Source organism: Rhizobium sp. YTUHZ045, from assembly GCF_051124255.1.
GTDB lineage: Bacteria > Pseudomonadota > Alphaproteobacteria > Rhizobiales > Rhizobiaceae > Rhizobium.
The window spans coordinates 3,817,739-3,836,425 of sequence record NZ_CP101432.1 but is presented as its reverse complement, the minus strand read 5'-3'; the positions used below and the strand labels follow the sequence as shown (position 1 = coordinate 3,836,425).

Genomic DNA, 18,687 nt, shown 5'->3' with positions numbered 1-18,687 from the left:
TGCGGGGAGAGGGGACGTGCCCTGCGAGACGTGGTGGGGAACGGAGGGGTTGCTGCACGTCCCCTTCGCCCCGTTTACGGGGAGAAGGTGCCGGCAGGCGGATGAGGGGCATGCCCCCCCTACGCGGCCGATACAGAAATCTAGCGGAGGTGCAATCCATGTCTCTCATCCATGAAATCGACTACGGCACTCCCGCTTCGAAATCCGAAACCATGGTGACGCTCACCATCGACGGGCAGCAGATCAGCGTGCCGGAGGGCACCTCCATCATGCGCGCCTCAATGGAAGCCGGCATCAAGGTGCCGAAGCTCTGCGCCACCGACATGGTCGATGCCTTCGGCTCCTGCCGGCTCTGTCTTGTCGAGATCGAGGGCCGCGCCGGCACGCCGGCCTCCTGCACGACACCGGTGGCGGCAAACATGGTGGTGCACACGCAGACGGGACGATTGAAGGATATCCGCCGCGGTGTCATGGAGCTTTATATTTCCGATCATCCGCTCGACTGTCTCACCTGCGCTGCCAATGGCGATTGCCAACTGCAGGATATGGCCGGTGCTGTCGGCCTCCGTGACGTACGCTACGGCTATGAGGGCGACAATCACGTCAAGGCGCGCAGCAACGGCGACATCAATCTGAAATGGATGCCGAAGGACGAGTCCAATCCATATTTCACCTATGATCCCTCCAAATGCATTGTCTGTTCGCTTTGCGTGCGCGCCTGCGAGGAAGTGCAGGGCACCTTCGCGCTGACGATCGAAGGGCGTGGTTTTGGCTCCCGCGTGTCACCCGGCATGCATGAGAATTTCATGGATTCCGAATGTGTTTCCTGCGGCGCCTGCGTCCAGGCCTGTCCGACGGCGACGCTGACGGAGAAATCGGTGATCGAGATCGGCCAGCCGGAGCATTCGGCCGTCACAACCTGCGCCTATTGCGGTGTCGGCTGCTCCTTCAAGGCGGAGATGCGCGGGGAGGAACTGGTGCGCATGGTGCCGTGGAAGGAGGGACAGGCCAATCGCGGCCATTCCTGCGTCAAGGGCCGCTTCGCCTACGGTTATTCCACACACAAGGACCGCATCCTCAATCCGATGATCCGCGAAAAGGTCAGCGATCCCTGGCGGGAGGTGAGCTGGGACGAGGCCTTCGCGCATGTGGCGTCGGAGTTCCGACGCATTCAGTATCAATATGGGCGCGACGCGATCGGCGGCATCACCTCCTCACGCTGCACCAATGAGGAAACCTATCTGGTGCAGAAGCTGGTCCGCGCCGGTTTCGGCAACAACAATGTCGATACATGCGCCCGCGTCTGCCATTCGCCGACCGGCTACGGTCTCGGCCAGACATTCGGGACTTCGGCCGGAACGCAGAATTTCGACAGCGTCGAACATTCCGATGTCGTCGTCATCATCGGCGCCAATCCAACGGATGGCCATCCGGTGTTCGGCTCGCGGCTGAAGAAGCGGCTGCGCCAGGGGGCGAAGCTCATCGTCATCGATCCGCGCCGCACCGATATCGTCCGATCGCCGCATGTCGAGGCTTCCTACCACCTGCCGCTGAAGCCGGGCACCAATGTCGCGGTCATGACGGCGCTGGCGCATGTGATCGTCACCGAAGGGCTCTACGACGAGGCATTCATCCGCCAGCGCTGCGACTGGTCGGAATTCGAGGACTGGGCGGCCTTCGTCGCCGAACCGCAGCATAGTCCCGAAGCGACGGAGGTTTTCACCGGGGTGCCGGCGGCGGATCTGCGCGGTGCGGCAAGGCTCTATGCCAAGGGCGGCAACGGTGCGATCTATTACGGCCTCGGCGTCACCGAACACAGCCAGGGTTCGACGACGGTCATTGCGATCGCCAATCTGGCGATGGCGACCGGCAATATTGGCCGTCCCGGCGTCGGCGTGAACCCGCTGCGCGGCCAGAACAATGTGCAGGGCTCCTGCGATATGGGTTCCTTCCCGCACGAGCTGCCCGGCTACCGGCATATTTCCGACGATGCCACGCGCGACATCTTCGAAAAGCTCTGGGGTGTGAAGCTCAGCGACGAACCGGGCCTGCGCATTCCGAACATGCTCGATGCGGCGGTCGACGGCTCCTTCAAAGGCCTTTACGTCCAGGGCGAGGACATTCTCCAATCCGATCCCGACACGAAACATGTCGCGGCAGGCCTTGCGGCAATGGAATGCGTCGTCGTGCAGGACCTGTTCCTCAACGAAACCGCCAACTACGCCCATGTCTTCCTGCCCGGTTCGACCTTCCTCGAGAAGGACGGCACATTCACCAATGCCGAGCGACGCATCAACCGCGTGCGCAAGGTAATGACGCCGCGCAACGGTTATGGCGATTGGGAGGTGACGCAGAAGCTTGCCCAGACCATGGGGCTCGACTGGAATTATGCCCATCCGTCCGAGATCATGGACGAGATTGCCGCGACGACGCCGAGTTTCGCGCTTGTGTCCTACGATTACCTCGACAAGATGGGCTCGGTGCAGTGGCCTTGCAACGAGAAGAACCCGCTCGGCTCGCCGATCATGCATGTCAACGGTTTCGTCCGCGGCAAGGGCAAGTTCATCCGCACCGAATATGTGGCGACCGACGAGCGCACCGGCCCGCGCTTCCCGCTGCTGCTCACCACCGGCCGCATCCTCAGCCAGTATAATGTCGGAGCGCAGACACGCCGGACCGAGAACGTCGTCTGGCACGCGGAAGACCGGCTGGAGATCCACCCGCACGATGCCGAACAGCGCGGCGTCCGCGATGGCGACTGGGTGAAGCTCGCCAGCCGCTCCGGCGACACTACGCTCCGGGCGTTGATCACCGATCGTGTCGCGCCCGGTGTCGTCTATACGACCTTCCATCATCCCAATACGCAGGCCAACGTCATCACCACCGACTTTTCCGATTGGGCGACCAACTGCCCGGAATATAAGGTGACGGCGGTGCAGGTCTCTCCGTCGAACGGGCCGAGCGAGTGGCAGCTCGAATATGACGAGCAGGCACGGCAATCGCGCCGCATCGCCGGCAAGCTTGAAGCGGCGGAGTGACGATGCCGGGGCGATTTGGCGTTGTCGGCGAGATCCTCCCATCTTTCCTCGGGGAGAAGAGGAGGCGTCTGTGATGACTTTCGCCACCACCGCCCGTGCTCCCGAAACCGCCCGCCGCAACGGCGTCATGCACAGCGGTTCGCGCATCGTGCCCGAGGAAGTGCCGATCGCCTTTTCCTATGGCGGCAGTTCGCATGCGGTGATGATGGCGACACCGGCGGATCTTGAGGATTTCGCCGTCGGCTTCAGCCTGACGGAAGGGATTATCGCCAAGCCGGCGGAGATATCCGCCGTCGAGATCGTCGAGGGGGGGCAGGGCATCGACGTGCAGGTCAGCCTTACCGACGACGTCGCCGATCGGCTGCGGGCGCGCCGCCGCAGCATGGCCGGACCAGTCGGCTGTGGGCTCTGCGGCATCGAATCGATCGAACAGGCGGTGCGGCCGGTGCCCGATGTCTCGGCATCGCCGTTGACGCTGTCTCATGCGGATATCGTTCAGGCCGTTTCGCTTCTGAACGATGCGCAGCCGCTGCATCAGGAGACGCGGGCCGTCCATGGCGCTGGATTCTACCTTCCCGGCCGCGGGCTGATCGCGGTTCGCGAAGATGTCGGCCGCCATAACGCGCTGGACAAACTCTGCGGCGCCGTCATCCGCGCCGGCGAAAGCGGCGGAAACGGCGCTGTCGTCGTCACCAGCCGGCTGTCGGTGGAAATGGTGCAAAAGGCGGCGATCCTCGGCAGCCCAGCGCTCATTGCCATTTCAGCGCCGACGGCCCTTGCCATCCGCACGGCCGAAGCGGCCGGCATGACGCTCGTCGCGCTGGTGCGCGGCGAAGATTTCGAGATATTCACACACCCGCACCGCATCTCGCCCGGAAGCATCGCCGATGTCGCATGATACCAAAGCCAAGCTTGTCTATATGGCAAATCAGATCGCCACCTTTTTCAAAAGCCAGCCGCAAGACGAGGCCGCGCAAGGCGTCGCCACGCACATCAACAAATTCTGGGAGCCGCGCATGCGGCGGCAATTGTTTGAAATTCTCGAGAAAGAGGAGAATGGCCTGGATGCTCTCGTGCTTCAGGCCGCTCCACTGATCCGCAAGCCGGAGGCGGAGGCAAACCGGGTCCGGTAATTCAAAGTGGTGTCTGCCGGAGGGGAGACAGCAGCAAACTGCCTGCGCACGCGCCACTGCCCTCTATACCGGCACCATGTATATCCTTGCCGTCGTGCCGGCGCCCGGTCTCATCGCCAACGCGCTGGTCAGGCCGCTTCCGGACAAGTGGTTCTGAGGGAGGGCGAGGTCGCGGCGCTGCAAGAAAGTCGGCGGCAATAAAAAACCGCCGAAAGCGGCGGTTTTCCGATATCCAATTGTTCCGGCAGGTCAGGCAGCCAGTTCATCCGTCTCATTTTCCTTGAACATCTTGGCGAGGTTCAGGAAGCAGATCATGCCGTTTTCCGAAGCGATGATGCCTTCGCAGAAAGCGCGATCGAAGGAGGCGGTCACCTCGGGCACCGGCTGGACCTGGCTGGATGAGATGGTGAGAATATCCGAGACGCGGTCCACGAGCATGCCGATGACCATGCTATGAACTTCGGCGACCACGATGGCGCTGCGTTCGTTGGCAACCGTACTCTTCATGCCGAGCTTATAGGCGAGATCGATGATCGGGATGACCGAACCGCGCAGGTTCATGACGCCGATGACGTCGGCCGGCGAATGCGGGATCGGCGTCGAAGGCGCCCAGCCGCGGATTTCGCGAATGGTAGTGGTCTTGACGCAAAATTCCTGATCATGCAGGCGGAAGGCAATGATCTCGAGCGTATCGCCGCTGAAGTTAGTGGAATTGATCGTGGCCATTAGAAATTCTTCCCAACTGTCGTAAGCCAAAGCAGAAGCGGGTGCGCCACCATTGGCGCCGACGAGCTTTGCCTTCACACCACGCGATGGCTCTGCACTCAGAGCATCGTTACGGTTAGCGACCACATTAACGGAAGAGTGTTGCCCAAATCTAAATCGGGAGCGGGAGTGCGAAGCTTTTCCGCCCCGATCTACTTCAGCTGATCGTCTTTTCGATCTGCGAGACGGCCCAATCGACCTGTTCCCTCGTTATGACAAGTGGCGGAGCGAGGCGAATCGTGTGGTCGTGGGTATCCTTGGCGAGAAGGCCGCGCTCCTTCAGAGCATGGCAATATTGCCGCGCGCCGCCGGCTTCGGGCTCCAGCTCTATCGCCATCATCAGGCCGCGGCCACGCACGTCCCTGACGATGTTCGAGCGGATCGATCTCAAGCCTTCGAGGAAATAATCGCCCATGGCGGCGGCGTTCTCGATCATGCCTTCCTCCACGAGCACCTTGAGGGCCGTGCGCGCCACCGCGCAGGCGAGCGGATTGCCGCCGAAGGTCGAGCCGTGCTGGCCAGGCTTCAGCACGCCCAGCACCTCGGAATTGGAAAGGACGGCGGATACGGGATAGAAGCCGCCGGAAAGCGCCTTGCCGATCAGCGTCACATCGGCCTCTATGCCTTCGTGCTCCTCCGCCAGCAGCTTGCCGGTACGGCCGAGGCCGGTCTGGATCTCATCGAGGATCAGAGTGACGTTGTTATCAGTGCAGAGCTCGCGGATGCGGGTGAAATAACCGGCCGGCGGGATGATGACGCCGGCTTCGCCCTGGATCGGCTCGATCAGGGCTGCCACGGTATTGCCGTTGATCGCGGCCTCGAATGCCTCGGCGTCGCCGAAGGGAATGATGCGGAAGCCCGGCGTGTAGGGGCCGAAGCTGGTGCGGGCGTCGGGATCTGTGGAGAAACTGATGATGCTCAGCGTGCGGCCATGGAAATTGTCGGCGCAGACAATGATTTCCGCCTTGCCTTCAGGAACGCCCTTGACCTCGTAACCCCATTTGCGCACCGCCTTGATGGCGGTCTCCACCGCTTCAGCGCCGGAATTCATCGGCAGGATCTTGTGCGAGCCCGTCAGCGCCGCAAGCTCCTCGTAGAGATGGGCGAGCTGATCGTTGCGGAAGGCGCGGGATGTGAGCGTCAGCCTGCCCGCCTGTTCCACCATGGCGGCGAGGATCTTCGGGTGGCAATGGCCCTGATTGACGGCAGAATAGGCCGAGAGGCAATCGAGATAACGATTGCCGACGGTATCCCAGACATACACGCCTTCGCCACGCGTCAGCACCACGTCGAGCGGCTTATAGTTGTGGGCGCCGAGCCGCTGTTCCGTTGCGATCAGTTTTTCCGAAGTGTTCATGGCGCTTCTCCCTCAGCTTGTCTATGCGGCGCGTGTCGGACGATCGAAGATGCGGCGGCCGAAGAGGCTTGCCGTCAGTTCCACCAGTATACGGGCGCTCTTGCCGCGATCATCGAGGAACGGATTGAGCTCGACGAGATCGAGCGACGAGACGAGGCCGCTGTCGGAAAGCATTTCCATGACAAGATGCGCTTCGCGGAAGGTCGCACCGCCAGGCACCGTCGTGCCGACTCCGGGCGCGATGTCGGGATCGAGGAAGTCGAGATCGAGGCTGACATGCAGCAGGCCGTTGGCCTTGGCGACAACAGCGAGAATCTCGCGCATGATGGCGCCGATGCCCTGCTCGTCGATCGCCCGCATGTCGAAGACGTTGACGCCGTGTTCATGGATTTCCTCGCGCTCGCGCGCATCGACCGAACGGATACCGACCTGGAAGACATTCTTCGGGTCGACGAAGGGCCGGTCCTTCGGGAGGATTTCGGCGAACTCCGCCTCGCCGCAGAAGAAGGCAACAGGCATGCCGTGAATATTGCCGGAGGGTGACGTTGCCGGAGAGTTGAAATCGGCATGGGCATCGAGCCAGAGCACGAAGAGCGGGCGCTCCTTGCTGGCGGCATAACGCGCCATGCCGGAGACGCTGCCCATCGACAGGCTGTGGTCGCCGCCGAGAATCAGCGGAAAGCGGCCAGCGGCGGCGACGTCATAGACGCTGCTTTCCAATGCGCGGGTGAAGGCACCGACGATCCTCAGATTATGGGCTTTCGGATGATTCGGCAGATCCATCGCCGGCACGATAGAGAGATCGCCGATATCGGCGACGTCGTGGCCGAGATCAATCAGGGTCTGGTCGACGCCGGCGATCCGCAGCGCCGCGGGGCCCATGGCGGCGCCTCTGCGACCCGAACCTTCTTCCAAGGGTGCGCCGATGAGGGTGACAGATCGCGATTGCGCATTCATTCGAGGGCTCCGTTTGAGGCCTGTTTTCGGCCGATAGTGGGATAAAGGGCTGGCGGCAAAAAGATGGAAAAGTGCCGGAAATGGATTATGATTGCGCAGATTGATAAAGCTATTTTGACAAAGTGTTCGACGTGGACGATCTCGATACCGAACTTCTGAGTGCGCTTCGCCACAATGCTCGCATGTCCGTCTCCTCCCTCGCGGCAATGACCGGTGCATCGCGGGCAACGGTCGCCGCCCGTATCGACCGGCTGGTCGCCAGCGGCACCATCGTCGGCTTCACCATCCGCACCAGTCACGAGACGCGATCCGCCGGCGTGCGCGCGATCGTCATGATCGAGGTGCTCGGCAAGCTCGCCGACAGGGTGGCCGATCAGCTCAGGGGCTTGCCGCAGGTGCGGGCGCTTCACAGCACCAACGGCAAATGGGATTTCGTCGCCGAGCTGGAGGACCGCGATCTTGCCGCCTTTGACGAGACGCTGCGCCGAATCAGACTGATCAACGGCATCAATTCGACCGAGACCAACATTCTTCTTAAAACGAGCAAGACGGGTTTCTAAGCTGCTTTAATATTCCCGTTCATAGACGATGCCCGCTTCGCCGGCGCCATTGCCGCCGGCGGCTCCCCGCAATTTGACGCCACGGCCGACATCGAGATTGATGATTGCCTTGGCGCCGGCCGAGCCGCCCTGCTGCAATTCGAAATAGGTACGGTCGTTGAGATAGCGGCCGACGCTGACGCTCGTCTGGCCCTTCGCGTCGGTGCTGATGTCGAAATCGTCGACGCCGAGCTGGTTGCGCAGACCCTCGAAAAGCGAGGTGGAGCGGTTGCCGGCCAGCTGGCTGACGGCGTCGGCGAGCTGGGCGATCTGCACCGGCGAGAGCTTCGACATCGACTGGCCGAAGATCAGCTGCGCCAACACCTCGTCCTGCGGCAGCTGGGGCGATGAGGAGAAGGTGATTGACGGATCGGTGGCAAGGCCTGAGACATCGACCGTCAGGGTCGTCGTGCCGGAGGTGGAGGTCGCTTCCATGTCAAGCGCCGGCGTCAGGTCGCCGGCAAAGGTGATTTTGCTCTTGTCGGAGAAATTGAGGCGACGATTGAGAATGGTGAGCCGGCCGCGGCGCATTGTAAAGCCACCGGTGACGATCGGTGCTGCCGCCGTTCCGCGGATCGTCACGAGACCTCCAAGCTCGGCATCGATGCCGCGGCCGCGCACGAAGATCTGCGAGGGCGCATCGATTTCGAGGTCGAGTGTGATAGTCGAGGACTTCTCGCCCGGCTTGCGTTCACCGTCATCGCGCAGCTGCGCCAGCACCGCTCGCGGTGCGTTTTTATGCCGGATGTCGATTTCACGGAGTGAGGTCGGCAATCTTTCCGGGACGGTTATCGAGGTCTTGTCCAGCCGAAGCTTGCCGCTCAGCGTCGCACTCAGGATCGGCCCGCGCAGGCCGACCGTTCCGTTGACGGTCGAGACGACAAGCGTTCCGTCGACATAGACGGCCTTGTCGAGCTTGATCGAAATGTCGGCGGGAAATCCGCCGGCGGGCTGGATGCCGATGGTACCGCTTGCCGAAATCGTGCCGCCGCCGCCCAGATTGCCGCTGAGGCGCGAGATGACGGCCTGGTTGCCATTGAAGGTGACGGTGGCTGCGAGATTGTTGACGGCAAGATTGCGCCTGACGTCGACAAGCTTGGCGCCTGATGTCGAGACCGTGCCGTTGATGACGGGGGCTGCGGCCGTTCCGCCAATCTTAAGATCGACGTTGGCGACGCCGTCGGCGACAAAGCCCTGCTGTGCGAGCGGGGCGCCAAGCACGGCGAAGGGAACATTGCCGTTGAAGCGCATGTCGAGGGCGCGGTTGCCCGATATCACGACGCTGCCGCCGCCTTTCAGCGACATACCGGCGTCGCCGGCAAGGTTGGTGTCGACCGTCAGCCTGTTATCGGCAAGCTTGCCGGATGCGCCGATGGTGAATGGCGAAAGACCGGCGCCCTTCGTCTGGCTCGTTGCCGCATTCTTCCAGTCGACCTTGAAGTCCACGACGGGCGAGCTCAGCGTGCCAGTCACTTTGGCCGTCGCCGAGATCGTGCCTTCGGCTCCTATGCCAGGAACAAAACCGTTGGCGATGGCGGCCGGAACATTGGCGGCGTTTGCGGTGACGTCGATCGATCGGATCGTTGTGCCTGCAATGGAAAGATTACCAGCGGCTTTCAGCGAAATACCGCCACCGCCGCTGAGGTCGGCATCAAAATCCAGCCGGTCGCCGGCATATTTTCCCGTCGCCGCCAAGGCAAGGCGGGAGAGGCCGGCGGCCTTGGTGTGGCTGGTCGCGGCATCTTTCCAATTCAGCTTGAAATCGACGATCGGGTCTGCCGGCGTTCCCGATGTCTGGGCGCTCGCCGACAGCGTGCCTTCGGCTCCGAGGCCGGGAACAAAGGCATTGGCGATATTTGCGGGCAGCGCCGGAATATCGGCATTGATCGAAAGGTCGCGTATCGCGGTTCCCGCGATCGTCGCGCCACCCGTCGCCTTGGCCAACATGCCGTCCTTGCCGGCAAGGCTAGCATCGAAATCGACCCTGTCATTGGCGAACTTGCCGGTGACCGCGGCACTCAGGCCCGACAAGCCGCTGCTCCTGGTCTGGGCGGTGGCGGCGTTCTTCCAATCGAGCTTGAAATCGACGGCGGGTTTGGGCAGCGCTCCTGAGGCGGATGCCGTTCCCGACACGGTGCCTTCCGCGGCAAGACCGGGAACGAAGCCGTTGGCAAGGCCCGCGGGCAGATTGGCAAGATCGGCTTTGACGTCGATGTTGCGGATCGAAGTGCCCGATATCGCCACATTGCCAGCGGCATTCAGCGACAGGCCGTCCTTGCCGCCAAGATTGGTGTTGAAGTCGAGCTTGTTGTCGGCGAGGTGTCCCGATCCGGCAAGCGCGAGGCCCGAAAGATGCGCGCTTCTGGTGTGGCTGGTCGCGGCGTCCGTCCAGTCGAGCTTGAAATCGGCCTTGGGTGCAGCGGGTGTTCCGGCTGCCGAGAGCGTGCCTGATATTGTGCCGCCGGCCGCCAAATCGGGGACGAAGGCATTGGCGAGAGCAGCCGGGAGTTTGGCGATTTCGGCATCGACGTTCACGCTGTCGATCGCCGTACCAGCGAGAGCGACATTGCCCATGGCCTTCAATGAGAGACCTTGATCGCCACCGGCGGCCGCGTTGAAATCCAGCTTGTTATCGGCAAATTTCCCCGATGCGGTCATGGCGAGAGCCGCAAGGCCGGCACGCTTCGTGTGGTTCGTCGAGGCATCTTTCCAATTGAGGTCGAAATTGGCGGTCGGGGCGGAAAGCGAGCCCGCAGCCGAGACCCTCCCCGAGACTGTGCCTTCGGCGGCGAGATCGGCGACGAAGCTGTTTGCCAGGCTTGCCGGGATATTTGACAGCGTCGCATCGGCCGCGACGGTGCCGATCGTCGTGCCGGTCACGGCGACATTGCCGTTCGCCTTGAGCGAGAGCCCGTCTGCGCCGGCGATCGCGGCGTCGAAATCAAGCTTATTGTCGGCAAATTTGCCGGACGCCGTGGCATCAAGACCGGTGAGGCCGGCTCGTTTCGTGTGGCTCGTCGCGGCGTTTTGCCAATGGAGATCAAAATCGGCGATTGGAGCTGCAAGCGACCCGCTGGCCGCGACCGTTCCGGAGAGAGCACCTTCCGCTGCGAGATCGGGAACGAAGCCGTTGGCAATAGCCACGGGGATATTGTCCAGTGTTGCGTTGATCTGGACGCTGCCGACCGTCGTTCCGGTGATGTCCACGTTGCCGTTTGCCTTGAGCGAGAGGTTGCTGGCGCCGCTGGCCGCAGCGTCGAAATCGAGCTTGTTGTCGGCGAACTTTCCGGACGCCCTAGCGTCAAGACCGGTAAGGCCGGCTCGTTTCGTGTGACTCGTCGCGGCGTTTTGCCAATGGAGATCAAAATCGGCGATCGGAGCTGCAAGCGACCCGCTGGCCGCGACCGTTCCGGAGAAAGCGCCTTCCGCTGCGAGATCGGAAACGAAGCCGTTGGCAATAGCTGCGGGGATATTGTTCAGTGTTGCATCGACCTTGATGTCGCCGATCGTCGCCTCGGCGATATCAACGTTGCCGTTTGCCTTGAGCGAGAGTCTGTCAGCGCCGATGGCTGCGGCGTCGAAATCGAGCTTGTTGTCCGCGAATTTGCCGGACGCGGTCACCTCAAGAGCCGCGAGGCCGGCGCGCTTCGTGTGGCGCGTCGCAGCGCTTTTCCAGGCAAGGTCGAAATTGGCGGTTGGTGCCTTTAGGGAACCGGAAGCGGTCACCTTTCCCGTGATGGCGCCCTCGGCGGCGAGATCCGAAACGAAACCGTTGGCGACCTGCGCCGGCAGGTTGAGGATATCGGCATCGATATTGAGCACCGGCGCCGTCGGATCAGCGAGCCCGACGTCGCCGCTTGCCTTGAGCAACAGGCTGTCGGCACCGGCGATTGTCGTGTCGAAATCGAGCTTCTTGTCGGCAAATTTACCGCTGGCGATGATGCCCAGCGGTGCCAGGCCCGCGCCCTTAAGCTGTCCTGTGGTCGCATCCTTCCAGTCGAGTTTGAAATCGGCGATGGGTGCTGCCGGCGTTCCCGTCACGGCAATCGTTCCCGAGATCGTGCCGCCAGCCGAAAAATTCGGCACGAGACCGTCGACGAGTGATGCTGGCAGCTCTTTGATGATGGCATCGAGATTCAGCGTCTCGCCGGCCGAACCGGTTACCGATACCGAGCCGGTGCCTGTCTTCAGCGTCAGTCCGTCCAGATTGGCGACGCCGCCGGTGACCGTGACCCGCGTCGGCGCAGCGAGTTCGATCGGAATGTTGCGGGGGCTTGCCGAGAGCCGATCGAGGTTGAGGCCGATATTGCCAGCGGCCATCTCGATGGTGCCGTCCGCCATCACGGGATTGCGGTCATAGGCAGCATCGAGGTCGAAGTTGGTGCGGTCTTGCTGCTTGGTAAAGCTGAGAGAAAGTCCGCCAAGTTTGTTCGCTCCGGCAGCTACCTCCTCGGCCCTGAGCGTGCCGTTTGCCGCGAGGGTGCTGAGATCGCTGACCGTGAGGTCGATATTCGGCTTAGCGATCGCCAGCGTATCGCGGCGGATCGAGGCGCCTGACGCAACGAGCTTGAGCGCGATCTTGCCGTCATGGCTATCGATGCCGAGCGAGCCCTTGAGGTCTCCTTCGGCTTTCTGTCCGCCGAGCGCGGCCAGCAAGCCGAGCTTGGGAAAATCGAAGGTCAACCCGCCCGAGGGTGTCAAGGAGGGCGAGAGCTCCAGATTGCCGGTCAGCCGGTTGCCGCCGACATCGGCGGTCAGTGCGGGAATGCTCGTCCTGCCGTTTTCAGAACGGATGTCGCCGTTGATGCCGAGCGGCTGTCCGTCGATCGTGCCGGTGGCCGCAAACTTCCCCTGCGGCGCCTTGGGATCGGCGACACCCGACAGATCGATATTGACGTCGGCGAGCGCGCGATCAGCTATCTCAAGGCTGGGAGCCTTGATATTGGCTGTCACGGAGATCGCCGGCAGTTCGCCTCCGATCCTCAGCGCGTAACCTGCTCCGCCGCTCGCGCCTGTCATCAGCTTGCCGATATCGGGCAGCCGGCCTGAAAGATCGGCGTTCAACATCGAGCCGTCGAGCGCGACGTTGCCGGCAGCTTCAAGCGTGCCGGATTTCAGGACGAGGTTGGACAGCGCGAATTTCGACGGGATCGTGCCGGTCACCTGGCTTTCGACCAAGATCGGCTGATCGAACCTGCTCGTCGCCGCGGCCGGCAGGGCCGCCGGTTCGACGCTCAGCTTGACATTGCCGGTCAGCGCGCGGTCCGCCAGCCGATAGGAGCCGTTGAGGCTGCCGTTGATATTGGCGCTTTCGACGGTGGTGCCGTTGAAGCCGATGTCGCCCGGCGAAATCTGGAGCGGCGCGGCGATCGTGATAGGGCCTTGAACTGCGCGGTTGAGGTTCGGCTCGGCAAAGGTTGCGTCGCCGGCCACGAGGCGTAGCTGAACGCTGCCGGAACGGGCGGCAAGATTGAAGGCGTCGCTCTTTGCTGTCAGCTTGACGTTGCCGATATCGGCCTGCGGCAGGGTTGCGCTGTCGAGCGAGCCGCTGAGGCTCAGTCGGGCGGTCTGCGCGTCGCCTGTTAGAGCCAGGTTGAGGCCTGATATCAGAAAGCGCGCTTCGCCTTCGGCGAGCGGCCAGCGGAAATCGACGGGGCCGGATGTGCCGAGCAGATTGGCGTTCAGGCTGTTGTTGCCGGCCGGATCAAGCGCGCCCGATGCGGCGATGACGACGCTGCCGGTGGCGATGTTGCCGGTCTGGATATCGAGCTTGCCATGATCGTCGAAGGTGGCGGCAAGGTCGATATTGGTCTGGCCGGCGAAAAGCGGCCGGAATGCCGCGGGAAGAAGCGAACTCAGGTCACCGCCACCCTTGAGATCGAGATGGTGCAGTCCGTCTGTGCCAATCGCATGCCGGCCCTCGATTGCAGCGCGCTGCTGTCCGTCGAGCGCAGCCTGCACTTTGCCCGTCCAGTCGGATATCGGTCCCTGACCGTCGAGGTCGATGTTGACGGCAGGATTGTCAGGCAGGCCGAGGAAGCCTGCCAACAGCCCACCCTTCGGCTCGGCAAGCTCAGCCTTCAGCTGCAGCCGGTTTTCGGCCGGCGCGTAGGCGATATCGGCAGTAAGGTGCGCATCCGGAACCGCGTGGCGGCTGACATTGACCATCGCTTCGCCGCCGTCGCCATCCGCCGAAAGGCTGCCGTTGGCGGCGAGCGCGAAGGCGCGCCCGGCAAAAGCTTCGGCCAGTTTGATATCAGGCAGGGCCACATGGTCGATATCGATCTTGACCGGAAGTGCGAAGCCGCCGGAATTTTCGGCGCCGGGCCGCGAGGGCAGGGTGCGCACCGGCTTGCGCAGCACGTTGATCGTGTCGATCTGGAAACGCTTGGCGTGGAATGTTCCCGTCAGCAGCGCCAGCGGGTTCCAATCGATTGCCACGCCGTGAATTTCCGCAAAAACGCCCCTCGTGTCGGATAGGGAGATTTCGGCGGCGCGAAGCCCGCCAGTCAAAAGCCCTTCCGGTTCGCGCACCTCGATCGTCATGTCGCGGTTGGAAAGGGTGGAGGCGATCCTCTCGGTGACGATGCGGGCTCCAAAGGAGGTGAAGCCGAAGATCGCAAGTGCCGCGACAGCGAGAATCAAAATGGCGCCTACGGCATAGCCGGTGACCCGCACGATCCAGTTGACGATTTTTGCCAGCGTTTGCATCGGCGCGGACTACCCCGTTTTCATGCGGCCCATCGATCGGAAGAAGCCGGAATCGCAATCCTAGAAGGATTGGCCGATGCCGGCATAAATTCCATAATCTGTGCCATCTTCGTACTTGTTCAGCGGCACGGCAAAATCAAGCCGCAACGGCCCGAAAGGTGTGGCATATCGTATTCCCGCGCCGGCGCCGGCGCGGATATCGGAAAAACCCGGGAAGGTGCTATCCGATACGGTGCCGACATCGATGAAGGGCACGAGGCCGATTGTATCGGTGATCTTGAAGCGGGCCTCCAACGACCCGGTCACATAGGAGCGGCCGCCGGTGGCATCGCCATTGTCATTGTAAGGCGAAATCTCCTGATAGCTATATCCGCGCACTGAACCGCCGCCGCCGGCGAAAAAACGCTGCGTGGCAGGAATGTCCTCGATCCCGCCGCCGCCGATCAGCACGCCGGCGGCGATCTTGCCGGCAAGCACGAGGCGGTCCTCGGCGCCGAAGGGCAGATAGCCGGAGATCGAGCCCTCGAATGCCGCGTAGGGTGTGGCGTTGAAGATCTCGTAGCCGGGCTTTGCCGATGCTGTCGCCCGATAGCCTTCGGTCGGATTGAACTTGTCGTCGCGTGCGTCACGATCATATTGAAGCGGCAGGGCGATGGTCAGATAGTCATTGGTGCCGAAGGCGTCGTCATCACGCTCCCAGCTGACTTCGCCGCTCGCCGACACCGTGTCCTTGTCGGTCAGTTCATAGGAAAGGCCAAGCGAGGCGGTGACGAGCGTCGCATTATAAGCGTCCGGGTTCTGGGTCTTGGCGACGATGCCGGCCTTCAGCGTGGCGGCCGGGAAGAAGGCGCCGGGCTTGGTGAAGAGGATGCCGGCGGAGTAGTCGAGGCTGCCGACATCGGTTGTTTCGCCGAGCCGCGAGACCGAACCTTCGATTCTCAGCGTCTCGGCCTCGCCGAACAGGTTGCGGTGGCCCCAATAACCCTGGATGCCGAGGCCGTCGGTGGTGGAATATTGCGCGCCGACGCCGAAATAACGCCTCTTGCCTTCGGACACCTCGATCGTCATCGGCAGCGTACCATCAGGCGCCAGCACATCGCCCTCATGAATGGTGACGCTCGAAAAGACGCCGAGGGCGCGAAGCCGCTCGCCGGCCTTCTTCAGCCTTTCCGGCGAATAGGCGTCCCCTTTGTTCAGCCGGGAATAACGCTGGATGAAACCGGGCCGCACGGTTTTTTCGCCGGTGACCCCGACGTCGCCGATCGGGGCGACAGCCCCACCTTCGGCAGCAAGCACGATGTCGACCGTATCGCTCCTGTGATCGGCGACGACCTTGCGTTCGGTCAATTTGGCGAAGGGCCGGCCTTCACTTTTCAACTGTTCGACAATCTTGTCGCCGGCCTTGATGATGGCGAGCGAGCCGGCCTCTGCGCCGGGGGCAAGGTCGTAATCGGCGGGATTGCGATCCGCGGCGTCGCCGCCGAACTGCACCTCTCTGACCCTGAAAACCGGGCCGGGGGTTATTTTGACGGCGACGGGAACCGGCCCGGAGCGGTCGAATGTCGGGTTGGGCGGCAGATCGTCGATATCCTTGCCATCGATGGTGATCGTCACCACGCCGCCGTAACGGGCCTTTTCATAGAGCGCGGCGATCAGGCGCTCGCGGTCGTCACGCGCCTTGACGACGATGCCAAGATCGCCGGAGACGGGCTGTTTCTGGTCGCTGACGAGGCGGGAGCTGTTTTCGAGCGCTTCCTTGAGATCGGGATCGGCGGTGTCGGCCTTGAGCTCGACGTGATAGCGCACCGGATCGGGAACCTGTTCGCTCTCATCCTCCTCTTTGCCGAAGATGGTGATGCCGAAAAGCTTGAAGGCGTAAGCATCGCCGATCAGGACCGGTGAGAAAGCAGCTGCCGCTGCGACCACCATCATGGTGCCTGTTCGCCGATACGCAAAACCTATTTTCGGACTTGTCCCTCTAATCCGCATCCGCTGCTTTTGGTTACGCCTACATGAAGCTTCGTTGCCCAGCCGTGAACAGCTTAGCGGCAAAATCGCGCAGGGTGTACCATTTTAAATTGCCCACGCGCTAATTCAGTACAAAAAATCCCGGATGTGTGTCCGGGATTTCCTGTTTTGCCGCTTTGTCAGCGCTCTCAGCGCGGGCAAGCGTCGATGTAGCGGCGGCCATAGCGGTCGCGATAGTAGCACTGGCCGGGCTGTTCCGCGACGCTGCCGATCAGGGCGCCCGACACGCCGCCGATGGCGGCGCCGACCGCCGCACCTCGGACATTGCCGGTGACTGCACCGCCAATGACTGCGCCGGATGCAGCACCGATGCCCGCGCCCTGCTGGGTCGGTGTGCAGCTTGCGACCGACAGGCCGATCAATGCGAGTATGACAGCTTTTTTCATCTCTTTTCTCCTGGGTTGTCGCCCAATGGGCATAGGCCGTCCCTATTGTTTTTTGGCACGCTAGCTCGAAAACTATGTCGGAAGAAAGGGTTGTCCACTCTTGTCCGGATTTTTTTGCGTTGAAGGGGTGTTGCGGGCCTTGCGGATTTTGCGCCTATGTCGGGCGCTTTTGCCGCACGGCCCCATTGATTGTGGCGCACGTATTTTTTTGTCTGGAATCATTCAAAAAACTGGGCCTTTTGCCGCAGTTGATGTTAAACCAAAGGGTAAGCATTGACGCGCGGACGTCCGATCGGCAAGAACGGCCGCGTGATTCTGGAGCATATGATGGATTTCGAAGCATTTTTCAAAAACGAGCTTGACGGGCTTCATGCCGAGGGCCGCTACCGCGTTTTTGCCGATCTCGAACGTCACCGCGGCAATTTTCCCCGTGCGACGCGCCATACGGCCGATGGCGAGAAGGAAGTCACGGTCTGGTGCTCCAACGACTATCTCGGTATGGGCCAGAACCCGAAGGTGATCGAGGCGATGAAGGCCGCCATCGACCACTGTGGCGCGGGTGCGGGAGGCACCCGGAATATTTCTGGCACCAACCACTATCACGTCCTGCTCGAGCGTGAGCTTGCCGATCTGCACGGCAAGGAAGCAGCACTGATCTTCACCTCGGGCTATGTCTCCAACTGGGCAGCCCTCGGCACGCTCGGCGCCAAGATCCCCGGCCTGATCATCTTCTCCGACGCGCTGAACCACGCCTCGATGATCGAGGGCATCCGTCATTCCAAATGCGACAAGGTGATCTGGAAACACAATGACGTCGCCGATCTCGAAGCCAAGCTCAAAGCCGCCGATCCGAGGGCGCCGAAGCTGATCGCCTTCGAGAGCGTCTATTCGATGGATGGCGATATCGCTCCGATCAAGGAGATCTGCGATCTGGCCGACAAATACGGCGCGATGACCTATCTCGACGAGGTGCATGCGGTCGGCATGTACGGCCCGCGCGGCGGCGGCATCGCCGAGCGCGAGGGGCTGATGGACCGGCTGACGGTGATCGAGGGCACGCTCGGCAAGGCCTTCGGGGTGATGGGCGGCTATATCGCCGCCTCCGCGGCGCTGTGCGATTTCATCCGCTCCTTCGCCTCCGGCTTCATCTTCACCACGGCGCTGCCGCCGGCGCTCGCCGCCGGTGCGGTGGCCTCGATCCAGCATCTGAAGGTCAGTCAGTTCGAGCGCGCCCGCCATCAGGACCGGGTGCGCAAATTGCGCTCGCTGCTCGACCAGCGCGGCATTCCGCATATGCACAATCCGAGCCATATCGTACCGGTGATGGTCGGCGATGCCGCCAAGTGCAAGTGGATCTCCGACCTGCTGCTCGACAATTGCGGCGTCTATGTCCAGCCGATCAACTATCCCACCGTGCCGAAGAAGACCGAGCGGCTGCGCATCACCCCGACGCCGCTGCATTCCGACGCCGATATCGCCCATCTCGTCGACGCCCTGCATTCGCTCTGGTCGCGTTGCGCGCTGGCAAGGCACGTCGCCTGATCTAGCGATCGCTTGGGTTCTAGCTCCGCGAATCAGAACCTCCATCGGGTTCTGACGGCGGTTGTTCGTTCCACATTCATTAGCTGATTAACATTATCCAGCGCTGCCCCGTCGCTCTACGATGAGTGACGCATTGCAATCCGGTCCGATGGATTCGCATCGGCCGTTTCT

General features: G+C 62.2%; 11 protein-coding genes. 5 read left to right on the top strand and 6 right to left on the bottom strand.

Annotated elements, in window-relative coordinates:
* Nucleotides 1-158: 158 nt before the first annotated feature.
* The 3 genes from fdhF to NMA58_RS18850 all read left to right on the top strand — a co-directional run bounded on the left by fdhF (nt 159) and on the right by NMA58_RS18850 (nt 4,171).
* Nucleotides 159-3,038, top strand: a complete 2,880-nt coding sequence (gene fdhF, locus NMA58_RS18860; RefSeq protein WP_434711582.1) for a formate dehydrogenase subunit alpha — start codon at nt 159-161, stop codon at nt 3,036-3,038.
* A 73-nt stretch (nt 3,039-3,111) separates the two neighbouring features.
* The gene (gene fdhD / locus NMA58_RS18855) at nt 3,112-3,936 is read left to right on the top strand and encodes a formate dehydrogenase accessory sulfurtransferase FdhD (RefSeq protein WP_085779674.1); all 825 of its coding nucleotides are present in this window, start codon (nt 3,112-3,114) and stop codon (nt 3,934-3,936) included.
* Complete coding sequence (locus NMA58_RS18850; protein WP_430959651.1) at nt 3,926-4,171, top strand: formate dehydrogenase subunit delta; 246 nt, start codon at nt 3,926-3,928, stop codon at nt 4,169-4,171. Before fdhD ends, NMA58_RS18850 begins: the two co-directional genes overlap by 11 nt.
* Before the next feature lie 249 nt (nt 4,172-4,420).
* On the opposite strand, the gene NMA58_RS18845 is transcribed toward NMA58_RS18850, so the two are convergent.
* The 3 genes from NMA58_RS18845 to rocF all read right to left on the bottom strand — a co-directional run bounded on the left by NMA58_RS18845 (nt 4,421) and on the right by rocF (nt 7,250).
* Entirely contained in the window at nt 4,421-4,897 is a 477-nt protein-coding gene (locus tag NMA58_RS18845; RefSeq protein ID WP_430959652.1) for a chemotaxis protein CheW, read from the bottom strand.
* 196 nt (nt 4,898-5,093) lie between these two features.
* Nucleotides 5,094-6,293, bottom strand: coding sequence for an ornithine--oxo-acid transaminase (rocD, locus tag NMA58_RS18840; RefSeq protein WP_434711581.1), 1,200 nt, complete (start codon nt 6,291-6,293; stop codon nt 5,094-5,096).
* Nucleotides 6,294-6,314: 21 nt separating this feature from the next.
* Nucleotides 6,315-7,250, bottom strand: coding sequence for an arginase (gene rocF, locus NMA58_RS18835; RefSeq protein WP_064811477.1), 936 nt, complete (start codon nt 7,248-7,250; stop codon nt 6,315-6,317).
* A gap of 122 nt (nt 7,251-7,372) precedes the next feature.
* Here rocF and NMA58_RS18830 point away from each other — a divergent pair, with 122 nt between their 5' ends.
* The gene (locus tag NMA58_RS18830; protein WP_176536244.1) at nt 7,373-7,810 is read left to right on the top strand and encodes an Lrp/AsnC family transcriptional regulator; all 438 of its coding nucleotides are present in this window, start codon (nt 7,373-7,375) and stop codon (nt 7,808-7,810) included.
* Nucleotides 7,811-7,816: 6 nt separating this feature from the next.
* Here NMA58_RS18830 and NMA58_RS18825 read toward each other — a convergent pair whose 3' ends face one another.
* From NMA58_RS18825 to NMA58_RS18815, 3 genes are all read right to left on the bottom strand, one after another.
* Nucleotides 7,817-14,560: a translocation/assembly module TamB domain-containing protein gene (locus NMA58_RS18825; protein WP_434711580.1), complete on the bottom strand. Its 6,744-nt coding sequence runs from the start codon at nt 14,558-14,560 to the stop codon at nt 7,817-7,819.
* A 60-nt stretch (nt 14,561-14,620) separates the two neighbouring features.
* The gene (locus NMA58_RS18820) at nt 14,621-16,549 is read right to left on the bottom strand and encodes an autotransporter assembly complex protein TamA (protein WP_434711579.1); all 1,929 of its coding nucleotides are present in this window, start codon (nt 16,547-16,549) and stop codon (nt 14,621-14,623) included.
* Nucleotides 16,550-16,716: 167 nt separating this feature from the next.
* On the bottom strand, nt 16,717-16,974 hold the full coding sequence (locus tag NMA58_RS18815) for a YMGG-like glycine zipper-containing protein (protein ID WP_011427043.1): 258 nt from the start codon (nt 16,972-16,974) through the stop codon (nt 16,717-16,719).
* A gap of 327 nt (nt 16,975-17,301) precedes the next feature.
* Here NMA58_RS18815 and hemA point away from each other — a divergent pair, with 327 nt between their 5' ends.
* Nucleotides 17,302-18,516: a 5-aminolevulinate synthase gene (gene hemA / locus NMA58_RS18810; RefSeq protein WP_434713451.1), complete on the top strand. Its 1,215-nt coding sequence runs from the start codon at nt 17,302-17,304 to the stop codon at nt 18,514-18,516.
* Nucleotides 18,517-18,687: the final 171 nt, after the last annotated feature.

What these genes read in the sequence shown, in the direction of transcription:
- fdhF (WP_434711582.1), top strand. Translation starts at nt 159, where the DNA reads ATGTCTCTCATCCATGAAATCGACTACGGCACTCCCGCTTCGAAATCC.
- fdhD (WP_085779674.1), top strand. Translation starts at nt 3,112, where the DNA reads ATGACTTTCGCCACCACCGCCCGTGCTCCCGAAACCGCCCGCCGCAAC.
- NMA58_RS18850 (WP_430959651.1), top strand. Translation starts at nt 3,926, where the DNA reads ATGTCGCATGATACCAAAGCCAAGCTTGTCTATATGGCAAATCAGATC.
- NMA58_RS18845 (WP_430959652.1), bottom strand. Translation starts at nt 4,897, where the DNA reads ATGGCCACGATCAATTCCACTAACTTCAGCGGCGATACGCTCGAGATC.
- rocD (WP_434711581.1), bottom strand. Translation starts at nt 6,293, where the DNA reads ATGAACACTTCGGAAAAACTGATCGCAACGGAACAGCGGCTCGGCGCC.
- rocF (WP_064811477.1), bottom strand. Translation starts at nt 7,250, where the DNA reads ATGAATGCGCAATCGCGATCTGTCACCCTCATCGGCGCACCCTTGGAA.
- NMA58_RS18825 (WP_434711580.1), bottom strand. Translation starts at nt 14,560, where the DNA reads ATGCAAACGCTGGCAAAAATCGTCAACTGGATCGTGCGGGTCACCGGC.
- NMA58_RS18820 (WP_434711579.1), bottom strand. Translation starts at nt 16,549, where the DNA reads ATGCGGATTAGAGGGACAAGTCCGAAAATAGGTTTTGCGTATCGGCGA.
- NMA58_RS18815 (WP_011427043.1), bottom strand. Translation starts at nt 16,974, where the DNA reads ATGAAAAAAGCTGTCATACTCGCATTGATCGGCCTGTCGGTCGCAAGC.
- hemA (WP_434713451.1), top strand. Translation starts at nt 17,302, where the DNA reads ATGGATTTCGAAGCATTTTTCAAAAACGAGCTTGACGGGCTTCATGCC.